Origin of the sequence: Spongiivirga sp. MCCC 1A20706 (assembly GCF_046524175.1) — a bacterium.
Classification (GTDB): Bacteria; Bacteroidota; Bacteroidia; order Flavobacteriales; family Flavobacteriaceae; genus Spongiivirga.
This window is the reverse complement of sequence record NZ_JBEFZF010000002.1, coordinates 738,698-754,221: the sequence shown is the minus strand read 5'-3', so window position 1 is coordinate 754,221 and position 15,524 is coordinate 738,698. Positions and strand designations below refer to the sequence as shown.

Annotated in this window: 6 protein-coding genes; all 6 read left to right on the top strand. The window is 35.4% G+C overall.

Going from position 1 to position 15,524, the window contains the following annotated elements:
• Window positions 1–451: 451 nt before the first annotated feature.
• Complete coding sequence (locus ABN763_RS07545) at window positions 452–3,412, top strand: SusC/RagA family TonB-linked outer membrane protein (RefSeq protein ID WP_410484836.1); 2,961 nt, start codon at window positions 452–454, stop codon at window positions 3,410–3,412.
• A 10-nt stretch (window positions 3,413–3,422) separates the two neighbouring features.
• Window positions 3,423–5,030: a RagB/SusD family nutrient uptake outer membrane protein gene (locus tag ABN763_RS07540; protein WP_410484835.1), complete on the top strand. Its 1,608-nt coding sequence runs from the start codon at window positions 3,423–3,425 to the stop codon at window positions 5,028–5,030.
• 71 nt (window positions 5,031–5,101) lie between these two features.
• The gene (locus ABN763_RS07535) at window positions 5,102–8,362 is read left to right on the top strand and encodes a VCBS repeat-containing protein (RefSeq protein ID WP_410484834.1); all 3,261 of its coding nucleotides are present in this window, start codon (window positions 5,102–5,104) and stop codon (window positions 8,360–8,362) included.
• A gap of 16 nt (window positions 8,363–8,378) precedes the next feature.
• Window positions 8,379–8,933 carry a hypothetical protein gene (locus tag ABN763_RS07530; RefSeq protein WP_410484833.1) on the top strand — a complete coding sequence of 185 codons (555 nt, stop codon included), beginning with the start codon at window positions 8,379–8,381 and terminating at the stop codon, window positions 8,931–8,933.
• Window positions 8,934–8,936: 3 nt separating this feature from the next.
• The gene (locus ABN763_RS07525; protein WP_410484832.1) at window positions 8,937–12,233 is read left to right on the top strand and encodes a VCBS repeat-containing protein; all 3,297 of its coding nucleotides are present in this window, start codon (window positions 8,937–8,939) and stop codon (window positions 12,231–12,233) included.
• 7 nt (window positions 12,234–12,240) lie between these two features.
• Entirely contained in the window at window positions 12,241–15,516 is a 3,276-nt protein-coding gene (locus ABN763_RS07520; RefSeq protein WP_410484831.1) for a VCBS repeat-containing protein, read from the top strand.
• Window positions 15,517–15,524: the final 8 nt, after the last annotated feature.

Sequence of the window (15,524 nt, the reverse complement as noted above, 5' to 3'; positions counted from 1 at the left end):
TAAGAAGTAACATATCAATATCTATTTATTCCAATAATAGTACTCCGGGTGGTATGACCATAATTAATTATTTAAAACTTTCTAACCTGATCAGTCTACTGTTTGGCAAAGACCATAGATTCAATGAAATAAACTTCTCATTGGAGGCTAATTCAGTTCGGAATTTTCTGATTAATCAAAATGGTTTTTTAACATTTGAAAAAAAATATTATTCACGACCTCTTTGAGAATGTCGTAATTATTACCAACAAAAAAAGAATATTATGAAGATAAAAGAAGCAAAAATTAACAAGTTAGCAGTAAAATAAGGTAGTTCTGGCGAAAACGTTTTCGGTATTTTTTTATACTTTTATGCGATTATCCCTTTTATCTTAACTTTAATTTTACATATTTTTAACGATACTAAAATTGATTTTAAACTATTAATTCAAACCTTAAAACTCTATAATTTATGAAGAATAGTCTATTTAAAGGCTTATTACTTTGTGTAGCATTGCTTGGTTTTAGCTTTGCGCAAGCACAAACGGTATCCGGTAAGGTCTCGGATGCGACCGGCCCATTGCCTGGGGCGAGTGTAGTTGTTAAGGGAACCACAAATGGTACCCAAACCGATTTTGACGGTAATTACACATTAAATAATGTTGCCTCTGACGCTACATTAGTATTTAGTTATGTTGGTTTCGCAACACAGGAAATTGCGGTAAACGGACAAACTACTATTGATGTTGTACTGTTAGAAGATGCTCAAGCATTAGATGAAGTTGTGATCGTTGGATACGGATCAACAGTTAAAAAAGAAATCACTACCGCGGTTACAAGTGTTAGCGAAGAAGAATTTAACAAAGGGGTTATTAGTGATCCAACACAGTTATTACAAGGTAAAGTTGCCGGACTTAGTATTTATAACAAGGGGGGCAATCCAAACTCTACCGGGACAATTCGATTGAGAGGTATTTCTACTATTGGTGGAAACACACAGCCATTAGTTGTAATTGATGGTGTGCTTGGTCAATCATTAAGTAATGTGGATCCAAGTGATATTGAAAACATCACAGTTTTAAAAGATGGTTCTGCAGCTGCGATTTACGGTACACGAGGATCGAGTGGTGTAATTTTAGTAACCACTAAGTCTGGTAAGAAAGGACAGCCTTTCTCAGTTTCTTATAACGGACAGTACTCAGCATCTGTTATTGCCAATCAAATTGAAACTATGGGCAGACAAGAATTTCTTGCTGTTGGTGGAAGTGACCTAGGTAGTGATACTGATTGGAGAGATGAAGTTACTCAAACTGCTATTTCTTCAGTGCATAATATCGCTGCTGTTGGAGGAACCGACGATGCAAGTTATAGAGTCTCAATGAATTTTAGAGATGAAGAGGGTATTTTGATAAATTCAGGTTTTGAGCAATTTAATGCTAGAACCAAACTATCTGGAAAATTACTTAATGACAAACTGAGAATTGATTTCAATGCGGCATTAACGCAGAGAGATAGTGAATTTGGGTTCAATGAAGCGCTACGTTATGCAGTTTTATACAACCCGACAGCACCTATATTTGGTGACGATGCTCCTTTCGCATTTAACTCTGATCAATTTGGCGGTTACTTTGAAACTCTAGGTTTATTCGACAGTTTCAACCCGGTATCAATTGCTGAACAAAATCAAAACTATGGAACACAAAGTACTGTCAACTATAGTATTGATTTCAATTACACATTTACCGATTATTTATCGGCACAGCTAAGTATTGGAGAACAAAATGTTAAAAACCAAAATAGACAGTATTACCCAACAACAGATTTCTTTAGAGGTAATGCATTAAGTCCATTTAGAAAAGGTAGAGCTGACTTCTTCACTAATGAAATAAGTAACAGAACACTTGAACTTTTTGGTACGTTTAACAAGCAGTTAAGTGACCTTGTAACACTTAAGTTCGTTGGTGGTTACTCTTGGCAAGAAACTGATTACAACGAGTACTTCTTGCAATTAGGTGATTTCCCTCCTGGTGTTGATTTTGATTTTAGCAATGCTATTGAAGTTTCTCAAGATCTTTTAGAAGCCGGTCGAATAGTAGCTAATAGTGGAAGAAATGATGATGATAGAATTATCGCATTCTTCGGAAGAATGAACCTTACTATTGACGATGCGATTTACGTTAATGCCTCTATAAGAAGAGAAGGATCAAGTAGATTTGGTTCTGATGAGCAGTGGGGTCTTTTCCCATCTGCTGCAATCGGTGCTGATCTTAATAAGTACCTAGAATTAGATAACGTAAATCTTTTAAAGGCCAGACTTGGTTATGGTGTTACTGGTGCAATTCCTCCAGGTGTAGGTTTATCACAGACTACTTTTGGAGTTAATAATGGCGCAAATGGTTTTGGTTCAGCTGCTACAGGTTTAGGAAATCGTGCTCCAAACCCAGGACTTAAGTGGGAAGAAAAAAGAGAGCTTAATCTAGGTTTTGAATTTGCCAACGACCGCCTATCAGCCACTTTAGATTTATACAACAGAGACATTGTTGACTTTATCACATCTGTTAATATTGATGCTGCTGCAAATGACGGGTTCTCATCACAATTCCAAAATGGTGGAGAACTTAACACGAAAGGATTAGAATTAAGTGTTAATTATGACGCTGTTAAAAATGAAACAATAAGCTACAACACCGGTATCATTTTCTCTACATATAAAACAGAACTTGTTGAAAACACTGGTGGTGATAGAGTTATTGGAAATCTTGGGTCTCCAGGACAGAACAACACTTTTTTAATTCGAGTAACAGAAGGTGAAGAAGTTGGTCAAATTTGGGGTCCTGTATTTTCTGGTGATGTAGACGCAAATGGATCTCCTATTCTTGTTGACGTAAATGGCGATGGCAATTTAGTTACTGATCAGGGTAGTGCACTTGCTGATGATGTTGACTTTGCTGTTCTTGGTAAAGGTTTACCAGATTTTGAAATAGGTTGGACAAACCAGGTAACTTTTGGAAACTGGGATCTTAATGCATTCTTTAGAGGTGCTTTCGGACACAGTTTAGTAAATAACTTTAGAGCATTTTACGAGCCAAGAATTGGATCGCAGTCCTCTTATAACTTTGTAAATACGGAGTTAGCTAGAGATGATATTAGAACCGCGCAATTTAGTTCTTATTACGTAGAGAAAGCTGATTTCTTTAAACTTGACAACTTATCTATTGGATATAATTTCAAGTTAGATAACAGTTACATCAAAAACATCAGAGTTTCTCTTGCTGGACAGAACCTATTTGTGATTACGAACTATACGGGATCAGATCCAGAGCCATCTTTGCAAGATTTCGGTGGCGGTGGAGTGTTAGCTCCAGGTATCGACAGACGTAACAACTACTTTGCTTCGACTAGATTTACACTAGGATTAAACGTAAACTTTTAAAAAAAAAACTATGAATCGATTTATTAAATTAACACTTCTCTCGGGTATTATGTCCTTGACATATTCTTGCACCGACCTTGATGAAGTTTTAGAAGATGAGTTAACAGACGAGTTTTCTAGTGACGGTGTTGCTGTTATAGATGGCGCTACAGACGGTGGTGTACAACCATCTGGTAGCTTGGTAGCCTCTTACAACCGACTTAGAAATGGGTCGGCTGGACACAACGGCTATTACTCTGTTCAATCGGTTTCCTCTGATGAAATGGCTATCGGCCAAAAAGGTGGTGACTGGTTCGATGGTGGTATATGGCTACGTATGCATAGACATACTTTCGAATCTGCAAGTGAACCGTTAAACAATGCTTGGAATGACGCCTATGGTGGAATCGGGGAAACGAATTTAGCCCTAGATGGCTCACTGTCTCCTGATGAAGAAGCACAGGCGAAAACTATAAGAGCGTTCTTTTACTACAGATTATTAGATTTATTCGGAAGAGTAAAAATTATCACTTCTCCAGGTGGTGATGCTCCTCAATCTACAAGAGCTGAAGTGTTCGATTTTGTAGAGGCTGAATTGCTAGATGCCTTAGGTATTACTGCTGTTACAGCAAGTATGGATCTATCTGGAAGTGCGCTTGGAGTAGGTTCAGAACCTTATATTGTTAATAGATTTGCGGCTTTAGGACTACTTTCTAAATTATACCTCAACGCCGAAGTATACACTGGTACAGCACGCTACGAAGAGGCTGACTGGGCTGCTACCTATATCATAGACAATGGTCCTTACCAACTTTGTGGAGACGGTTGTACTGTTCCGAACTTAGCAAAAAGACCAGAGGTAGCTTCTGATCCAGATGATCTAGAAGGCTATGCTGCTGTATTTGCACCTAATAATCAGTTCAATCCAGAAATGATTTGGTCTATCTATTATGATGAGGCTGCTGCTGGTGGTATGAATTTCTCTCAAATGAATTTGCACTATAGTTCACAGCTTACATTTGCTTTAGATCAACAACCTTGGAATGGTTATCAGGTGTTAGAAGAATTCTATAATAGCTATGAAGATGGCGATGCAAGGAAAACAGCAAACTTCTTAGCCGGACCACAAACAGACTTTGGTGGTAATGCACTTTTAGATTTTGCTTCTGACGACCCTGATTTAGTTGTAGACTATAGCCCTGCAATTAATGAATTAGAACCAAATTCAATTAGACAGAGTGGCGTTCGTGCAAAGAAATTTAGCTTCCAGCTTTTTGGAAGACAAGACATGAACAATGACTATCCTATTTTACGTTTAGGGGATATTCACTTAATCAGAGCTGAGGCTAGATCTAGAGCTGCTGGTGATTGGAGTCTTGCGCTTCCTGATGTAAATGCACTACGCGATCGTGCTGATGTTGCTGCATTAGGTTCATTGGATGCTGACAGCTTCCTTGCAGAAAGAGGTAAAGAAGTTTTCCAAGAGTCTAGCAGAAGAACCGATCTTATTCGATTCGGCAGATGGGGAGACACATGGTGGGAAAAAACTAACAGTGATGCTTTCAGAACTGTTTTCCCAATCCCTCAACCACAAATAGATGCTTCTTCTGGTTCTTTAACACAGAACACCGGATACTAAAAAAGAATCATTTTTATATTAAAAAGGGTTGGTCGAAAGAACAACCCTTTTTATTTTGCACTCATAGTAATATGAAGCGATATATTTTAATAGCATTGGTTATTATTTCTTCCTGCACTGAGAATAAAATGCAAGAAGAAAAATTATTTGTTCTGAAGCAGCATACAGGCATTAATTTTAATAATCAACTTTCTTATGACGAAACCTTTAATCCTTATCTATATAGAAACTTCTACAACGGTGGAGGCGTTGCAATAGCTGACATTAATAACGATGGCTTAGATGACATCTACCTAACCGGAAATATGGTTGATAATAAGCTGTATTTAAATAAAGGAGACTGGCAGTTTGAGGATATTACCGAATCAGCAGGGGTCGATTGTCCAAATGTGTGGTCCAGTGGAGCAACTTTCGTCGATATTAACAACGATGGATTTCTTGATTTATATGTATGTAAAGCCGGAAAGCCAGAAGGTCAAAATAGAAATAATCAATTATTCATAAACAACGGAGACCTAACATTTGCTGACGCATCGAAAGAATACGGTTTAGACATTACAGGGCTATCCGTACAGTCAGCTTTTTTTGATTATGACAAAGATGGTGATCTAGATTGTTACTTGTTAAACAATTCTATTAAAGCGATCGGTGCCTTTGACCTTATTAAAGATCAGCGCAAGATTTATGATCCTGAAAATAATGGCAACAAATTACTCCGTAATGACAATGGCTATTTTGTAGATGTCACCAAGGAATCTGGAATTTACGGCAGCAAAATTGGATTTGGTTTAGGGGTTACACTTGGTGACTTCAACAACGATAACTGGCCTGACCTCTATATTGCAAATGATTTTTTTGAAAAAGACTACCTATATATAAACAATAAAAAAGGTGGGTTCACCGAAGAGTTAGAAAATTACTTCCAATCCATATCTATGGGAGCAATGGGGGCGGATTATGCTGATCTTAACAACGATCTTCAGTCAGATATTGTTGTTACCGAAATGCTTCCAAAAACAGAAGAAAGAAAAAAAACCAAAACTGTTTTTGAATCCTGGGACAAGCAACAACTAGCCAAAAAACAAGGCTATTACAATCAATTTTCAAGAAATACCCTTCAACGAAATATCGGAAATGGTAAATTCCTTGAAATAGGCAGGCAGTCAAATATCTCCCAAACAGAATGGAGCTGGGGATCATTAATATTGGATATGGATAATGACGGTTTAAAGGACATTTTCATTACTAATGGTATTTATAAAGATCTGTTAGATAGAGATTATATAGCGTATGAAGCAAACGATGAACAGATTAGACAAAAAATAAAAAAAGGTGGAAAAAGTATTATTACCGATCTGATTGATGCCATGCCCTCAAAGGCAATTAGCAATGTCGCCTTTAAAAACAATGGTAATTTTGATTTTGCAGATAGCAGTAAAGAATGGGGGCTAGATTTACCAAGTTTTAGTAATGGCAGCGCATATTCAGATTTAGACAATGATGGAGATCTCGATCTTGTAGTGAATAACGTAAACATGCCATCATTTATTTATGAAAATACTACAGACTCACTAAAAAACAGAAGCGTAAGTATTCAACTAATAAAAGATCAATCTTTTGCGGTAGGTGCAAAAGTATATATAAAGACCAGTGACGGAACAGTACGCTTTGCCGAAAATTACACCACAAGAGGATTTCAAAGCAATGTATCTCCCACTATTCATTTAGGAGTAGGCGATGCAAAAGTAATTGACTCTTTATGGGTTAAATGGCAAGATGGATCAATCACAGTAAAGACAGATTTACAAACCAATAAGAAGTATAAAGTAAATAAAGAAGACGCTACTTCATTTAACGCTTCTTCACCTCCAACTATTTTAAGTTCATCATTATTAAATAAACATGATCCTTTATTTCAATTTACGCATGTTGAAAATAAGAATGTTGACTTCAACAAAGAACGTCTAATCCCTCAAATGCATAGTAATGAAGGACCGGCACTTGCTGTAGCCGATTTAAATCATGACGGTATTGATGATTTCTTTATAGGAGGAGCTAAAAATCAATCAGGACGATTATTCATTTCATCACCAACTGGCTTTGATGAAATTACATCACCATTTATAGAAGAGATTAATTCTGAAGATACCGATGCCATTTTTTTTGATGGAGATGGTGATAATGACTTAGACTTATATATTGCTCATGGAGGAAGAGCTTATTCGCAATATTCTACCTCATTAAATGATACGTATTACACAAATATCAATAACACCTTTGTAAAATCTAAGAAAGCGTTATCATTTACAAAAACCATTGCTTCCTCAGTAGTAACAGCTAGTGACTATGATAAAGATGGTGATATCGACCTTTTCGTAGGCGAACGATATAAAACCAACTTATATGGACAGCCATGTTCAGGTCTCATTTTAAAGAATGACGGCAAAGGTAATTTCACAGAACTTAGACCTGAACAATTTAATGATATTGGCATGATAACAGATGCTGCATGGGTTGATATCAACAACGATGGTTGGAACGATCTTGTAGTATCAGGAGAGTGGATGCCCTTAAAAGTATTTATTAATGACAAATCCAAGCTGGTAGACAGTAATAAAGAATACAATTTAGATGCTACTAAAGGAATTTGGTCATCTATAGCAATAGTTGATATTGATAAAGATGGTGATAGTGATATTATTGCAGGAAATTTAGGCAGGAACAACTTTTTCTCTTCGGAAATGAAAATGTACATTGCCGACTTTGATAAAAACGGCTTCAAAGAGCAAATAATATGTAAAAAAGAGAACGGTAAATACTACCCTATTGTCGAAAAAGATGAACTTGTAACGCAACTTCCATACTTAAAAAAAAGGTTTCTTTATTATAAAGATTATGGCAAGGCAGATATTGAAAGTATTTTTACAACAGAAGCACTAAAACAAGCCCAACAATATACTATTCAAACACTCTCAAGTACTATTTTTTTCAATCACGACGGGAAGTTCATTGCTAAAAAACTTCCCAATGAGGTACAATATTCTCCAGTTTACAGCATAACCTATGGTGATATAAACGATGATGGTCATTTAGATTTGTTTTTAGGGGGAAATCAATATTTAGTTAAACCTCAGTTTGGAAGCTATGATGCATCAAAAGGATGGGCTATATTTGGACCCTTTAATAAAGACACCCCAATAGATAAGCCTAAAAACTTAGGTATAGAAGGGCAAATTCGAAACCTAAAATGGGTTACAACAAAAAACAAAAAAATACTAGTTGCAGCTATTAATAATAATCAAACAAACTTTTACACTATTAATGAAAAGTAAATATCCCCTATGTATTATGCTACTTATACTTTTGATAAGTAGTTGCAAACAAAGTGAATATTCAAAACTTGTTAAAAGGGAAATTGCCACTGAAAGAGTGAATGATTCACTGTTTTTCGGACTCAAAATTGGAGATAGCAAGCAAGAGTTTTTCGACAAATGTTGGAAACTTAATAGCCAAAAACTAGTAAAGCACGGTCCTTCCAACAATTTCGTTCAATATAATCTTCCTTCCAGAAAGAAGGATAGTGCGAATAAAAAACTTACCATGCTTTTCTATGGTATTTTTAATGAAGAAAAGACAATGACAGGATTAGATCTAAAATTTTATTATGATTCTTGGGCTTTATGGAATGAGTCTGCACATTCAGACAAACTACTTCCTGTAGTCAAAGACAGCTTATTAAAATGGTTTCCGGGAAATAACTTTATCAAAATACCCTTGAAAAAAGGTCAAGAAGAAGTATTCGTTAAAGTTGACGGCTATAGAAGAATTTTAATAGAATCTCCTGTTAATAACAGAGAAGTTGATGCTAGAATTGATGATTTACGATTTATCTTAAAAGACTAAAAATTGAAAGACTTACATATCAAACTTTTAAAAACACTGTTTTTATCTTTCCTTATTGGTTTAACGTCATGCGAATCGAAAAAAACAGCGGAAGAGCAAACGCTGTTTTCCCTACTAGATTCAACGCAAACGGGTATTAGCTTTGCTAATAACCTAAGTTATGATAATGATTTCAACGTTTATAAATATCGTAACTTCTACAATGGTGGGGGTGTTGCGCTGGGGGATATTAATAATGATGGGCTAATCGATATTTATTTTACCGCCAATCAATTATCAAATAAGTTATATCTAAACAAAGGTAACTTCCAATTTGAAGATATATCTGACAAATCAGGAACTATTGGATCAAAAGCCTGGTCTACCGGTGTTTCAATGGTCGATATTAATGCTGATGGTCTCCTTGATATATATGTTTGTAATTCAGGAGATGTGAAAGGAGATAATAAACAGAACGAATTGTTTATAAACAATGGAGATTTGACCTTTACCGAAATGGCATCAAAATATGGTTTAGACGATAAGGGATTTTCAACACATGCATCTTTTTTTGATTTTGATAAAGATGGTGATCTAGATGTATACCTATTAAATAACTCATATCAGGCTATCGGTAGTTTTAATTTACAGCGAAATGAACGGCCCAAGCGAGATCTTTTAGGTGGTGATAAACTAATGGAAAACGTTAACGGATCGTTTATAGACATAAGCGAAAAAGCTGGGATTTATGGCAGTGTTATTGGTTTTGGACTAGGTGTTACGGTAGCGGATGTAAATAATGACAATTGGGAAGATATTTATGTCTCTAATGATTTTTTTGAAAGAGATTATTTATACATAAATAATCAGAATGGAACATTCACCGAGTCTCTTACAAATCAAATGAAATCAACAAGCGGGGCTTCAATGGGAGCTGACGCAGCAGATGTTAATAACGATGGATACAACGATATTTTCATTACAGAAATGCTACCATCAGAATATGAGCGACTTAAAAGCGTCACCACTTTTGAGGATTGGAATAAGTATCAATACAACGTTAAAAATGGTTACTATCATCAATTTACTAGAAATACCCTCCAATTAAATAACACTAACAACACATTTAGTGAAATAAGCCGACTGAGTGGTGTACATGCTTCTGATTGGAGCTGGGGTGCGCTTTTTTTTGATATGAATAATAATGGAAATAAAGATCTTTTTATTGCAAATGGAATATATCGAGATCTGACGGACCAAGATTATTTGCAATACATATCCAATGAGGAAGTCATTAAATCTATTGTTACCAATAATGAGGTAGATTATGCAAGATTAATTGAAATCATTCCATCTAATCCGGTATCAAATCACTCTTATATTAACAAAGGAGGTTTAAAATTTGAAAGAGATTTTAAAACCGGTATCAATACTAAGGGTTTTTCAAATGGCTCAGCTTATGGAGACTTGGATAATGATGGAGATCTTGATCTTGTCGTGAACAATGTTAATATGTCTTGTTTTGTTTATAGAAATAATACAAGAGATAAGGATTCTACCAACTACCTAAAACTGGTATTAAAAGGAGAAAATAAGAATACCTATGGTGTTGGCTCTAAAATTAAACTAATCACCAAAAATGAAAAACTATTATTAGAGCAACAGCCTATTCGTGGTTTTCAATCGAGCATGGATCCTAGGCCCAACTTCGGCCTCAATAACGCCAACAACATTTCATTGGTTGTTGATTGGCCCTCTGGTAAACAAACCTTACTAGAAAACGTAACTCCAAACCAAACACTCATAGTTGAAGAAAAAGATGCTCTTGTAAGAGATAACGCTTCTAAAGCGGATAAATCTACTGTTCTTTTTAATAAAGAGAAAACGCTTCCATTCAAACACGAAGAAAATAAGTTTATCGATTTTCACCGTGATCGTTTACTCTATCATATGTGTAGTACTGAAGGACCTAAGATGGCCAGTGCCGATATCAATGGCGATGGCACCAAGGATCTTTACATAGGCGGCTCTAAAAACAATACCCCTACCATAATGATCTCTAAAAATGGTACCTACGAAACTTTAAATACTTCCGATTTTGATTCATCTAGGTCTTCCGAAGATGCTGCCAGCATTTTCTTTGATGCTGATAATGATGGAGATCAAGATTTATATGTGTGTAGTGGTGGTGTGGAATTTTCGCAATATTCAACCGCTTTCCTAGATCGATTGTACTTCAATGATGGAAAAGGAAACTTTACACTGTCAAAGCAAAAATTACCTTCAAAAACAAATTTTGTTAGCAGTAGCACAGTCATCAATGCAGACATTGATAATGATGGAGACCAAGATATTTTTGTTGGTCAACGTACCATTCCACTTAAATTCGGTTTACCAGGATCTGGCTTTATACTTAAAAATGATGGTAATGGAAATTTTACAGATGTAACAAATTCCGCAGCACCGGATCTTCAAGATATTGGTATGATTACGGATGCTTTATTTGAAGACATCAATGGCGACAACCTCAAAGACCTCATTATCGTAGGAGAATTTATGGGAGTTGAACTATTTATTAACAATAATGGTCAATTCAATAGAATGAAAGATAATTATACCTCAACCCTAAAGGGTTGGTGGAATACAATTCATGCAACCGATATTGATAATGATGGCGATCAGGATTTTATTTTAGGTAATCACGGGCAGAACAGTCAGTTTAGAGCAAGTACGAAAAAACCTTTAAAATTATACATCGGTGATTTCGATAAAAATGGGTTTTCTGATCCTATTCTCACCTTTACCGCTGATGATGATAAAGATTATCCTTTTGCCCTACGTCATAATTTAATTGATCAACTCAAACCACTGAAAAAGAAATTTCCCGATTACAAATCGTTTAAAAACGCCTCAATCACCGATATTTTTTCTCAAGAACAACTCCAAGCTACTAAAGTAATTGAGGCAAACATTCTTGAAAGTATTGTTTTGGTGAATAAGGGTAATTTAGAGTTTGAGGCAATAAAACTGCCTATAAGTGCCCAGTTATCACCCATATATGCAATAAATAGTGGAGATTTTGATAAGGACGGTGATAATGACATACTTTTAGGAGGTAATCTTTATAATGTTAAACCAGAAGTCGGACGATATGATGCTACTTTTGGTATTTTCTTAGAAAATAAAGGAAATCTGACATTTCAATACCATCAATCGGGTAAAGGCTTCTTTGTTGATGGAGAGATTAGAGACATTATTGTAAAAGATAATGAAGTAATTGTATCAAGAAATAGTGATTCCCTTAGCACATTTAAATATTAAAAGATCAATGAATCATTTCAATTTCAAATTGATCGTATCTTTTTTTACAACTTTATTAGTATTAGGTTGTTCTAAAGAACAGGTGAAAGAAAACGAGACTAGTTCAAAGTCTCCTATTTATTTTAATGAAGTAAATCCAGATTCCAGTGGAGTCTTGTTTTCAAATGATCTTTATCATAAAAGCGACCTAAACATTATTGAATACCTGTACTACTATAACGGAGGTGGTGTTGCCATTGGGGATATCAACAACGATGGGCTTGAGGACATTTACTTTACTGCAAATCAAAAGCCTGATAAACTGTACTTAAACAAAGGCAATTTAACATTTGAAGATATTACTGAAAATGCAGGGATCAAAATAGATTCGACATGGTCAAGTGGAGTAACCATGGCCGATGTTAACAATGATGGATATTTAGATATCTATGTTAGCAAAGTGGGAAATTATAAAAGTTTGAAAAGTGTAAACCAATTGTATTTAAACAACGGAGATACCACATTTACAGAAAGTGCAAAAGAGTATGGGCTTGACTTTTCTGGATTTTCGACACAAGCTTCGTTTTTTGATTATGATCAAGATGGGGATCTAGATATGTATTTAATGAATCACTCTATTCACACTCCCAGAAGCTATGGCAATATTAAAAAGCGGAAACAGAAAGATAGTCTCTCTGGAGATATTCTTTATGAAAACCAACTGGAAAAGAAAATCAAAGGTTTTGTGGATGTTACTGACAGTGCCGGAATATATAGCAGTGCATTAGGGTATGGATTGGCACTAATAACATCCGATATTGATAACGATGGTCTTGTGGATATATATGTAGGCAATGATTTTCACGAAAATGACTACTTATATATCAACCAAGGGGATAAAACTTTTAAAGAAGAAAGTGAGAAATTATTAAACAGCACATCCCGATTCACAATGGGTGTCGATACGGGTGACCTCAATGAAGATCTTAAGACGGATATCTTCACCTTGGACATGATGCCTGATGATGCTGAAATATTCTTAAAGTCAGGTGGAGAAGATACCGACAAAGTCAGTCAAATAAAAGAAAATTTTGGATTTCAAACCCAATATGCTCGCAATCATATGCAACTTGGGGGTGATTCCAATTTCTCTGATGTAGCGTTGCTTACCAACACGCATGCTTCAGACTGGAGTTGGTCTGCCCTAATAGAAGATTATGACAATGATGGTATCAACGATATTTTTGTGACAACAGGCATTTATAAACGCCCAAATGATCTTGATTACATCAATTATTTGAGTAGTGTAAACTTTGCATCGTATGATCAGACAAAACTCGATGAAATTGAAAAAGAGCTCATTGACCAAATGCCAACCTTAAGCATTGCAAACGCGATTTTTAAAAATAATGGCAGATTACAATTTACCAAACTTTCAGAAAACGCAGGTTTAAAACCATCATACTCGAACGGTGCCGCCATTGCTGATTTGGATAATGATGGTGATATTGACATCGCAGTGAACAATATAAATCAAACTGCTAGTATACTTGAAAATCGTTCGCACTCTAGTAAACGTAATTTCGTTTCTTTTTCTTTAAAAGGTAACGAGGAATACTTTAATGTTTTGGGTACCAAAATCAAAGTGTACACCGGTGGAGGTAAATTTGTCAAGGAATTAACCGGATCCAGAGGGTTTCAGTCATCTTCAACGCATAAAATACATTTCGGACTTGGCTCATACACTAAGATTGATTCCATAAAAATTTTCTGGCCTGATGGAAAATTACAAACTGAAAAAAATGTACCCGTAAATCAGGAAAATCTCATTACTCGTACTACCAATTTAAAATCCAGTGACCAAAAATCTAATAAGGATTTAAGTTATGAGATTTTTCCTTTTACCCATCTCGAGAATAACTATCTAGACTATGAACAGGAAGCGCTAATTCCTGAAAAATTATCAATGGAAGGACCAGCAGTTGTTCACGATGATTTTAATGGCGATGGGGTAAGCGATCTATTTATTGGCAACAGTAAAAATCAGATAGCACAATTATATATCAATGACAATGGCAACTACGTTAGGATAAATAAAAGCCAGTTTGCTATTGATCAGTTTTCAGAAGATGTGGACGCAGCTTCATTTGATTTTGATAATGATGGCGACTTAGATATTTATGTAATAAGTGGAGGGAACGATAAAGTTGAGGGAGATTTTAGCCTTCAGGATAAGGTATACATTAATGACGGTACTGGGAATTTTAAAAAACTGAAATCTATCCTACCAGCCACAAATGGCGGGAGCATTTCGGTAGGTGACTTTAATAATGATGGTTTTGATGACCTTTTTATAGGCAGTAGGTCTATGCCCGGAGGGTATGGCTTATCACCATACAGTTTTATTTTAAAGAATACGGGTAAAAACAGCTTTGAGATTCTGAAAAAAGAGCGTTTCGGCATGATCACAGATAGTGAATGGGCAGATGTTAATGGAGATTCTCTAATAGACTTAATTCTCGTTGGAGATTGGATGCCCGTAACGATTTTAATAAACAATGGAGATGATACATTTATCAATAAAACCGCCGAACTAGGTTTGGGAGATACCAATGGAATGTGGAATACTATTGAAATAGCTGATATCGATTCCGACGGAAAAGTTGATATTATTGCCGGCAATGCAGGTTTAAATATGAAGTGGAAAGCATCAAAAGAAAAACCTGTAAAACTATATATCGATGACTTCGATAATAATGAACAACCAGACCCTATCATATTCTATGATCTTAACGGCACTTATGTGCCCTTCGCTTCAAAAGATAAATTGGCAAGTCAAATGCCTTTTATTAAGAAGAAATTTACAAGTTATTCGGATTTTTCAAAAGTGAACACTATTGAGGATCTGACAGGAAAAAAAGAAAATGAAATTCTAGAAACTAGATATATAAAAGAATTGCGTTCGATGGTTTTCTATAATAAAAGCACAAAATTTGACGCGATGCCATTGCCTGTTGAAGCACAAATGAGTAGCATTGAAGATATCATTGTAGTGCCTGAAGAAAAAGGTACCTTAAAACTTATTTATGTTGGTAATAATAATAGATATGTAACAGAACTGGGCAATAATAATTCTAACGCTGGTGGCGTCTTTTATAACTATAATAACTCAAATTCTTTCAGTGCTCATCATAAACTACCAATACCAGCAAATATCAACTCCAGAAAAATTGTTAAAATAGGTAATCAAAGATATTTGGTAATTGTAAATAATGACAAATCCTATACCTTTGAATTACCTTAAAGTAACTT

Coding starts and splice junctions, on each gene's coding strand:
- ABN763_RS07545 (WP_410484836.1), top strand. CDS start 452: ATGAAGAATAGTCTATTTAAAGGCTTATTACTTTGTGTAGCATTGCTT.
- ABN763_RS07540 (WP_410484835.1), top strand. CDS start 3,423: ATGAATCGATTTATTAAATTAACACTTCTCTCGGGTATTATGTCCTTG.
- ABN763_RS07535 (WP_410484834.1), top strand. CDS start 5,102: ATGAAGCGATATATTTTAATAGCATTGGTTATTATTTCTTCCTGCACT.
- ABN763_RS07530 (WP_410484833.1), top strand. CDS start 8,379: ATGCTACTTATACTTTTGATAAGTAGTTGCAAACAAAGTGAATATTCA.
- ABN763_RS07520 (WP_410484831.1), top strand. CDS start 12,241: ATGAATCATTTCAATTTCAAATTGATCGTATCTTTTTTTACAACTTTA.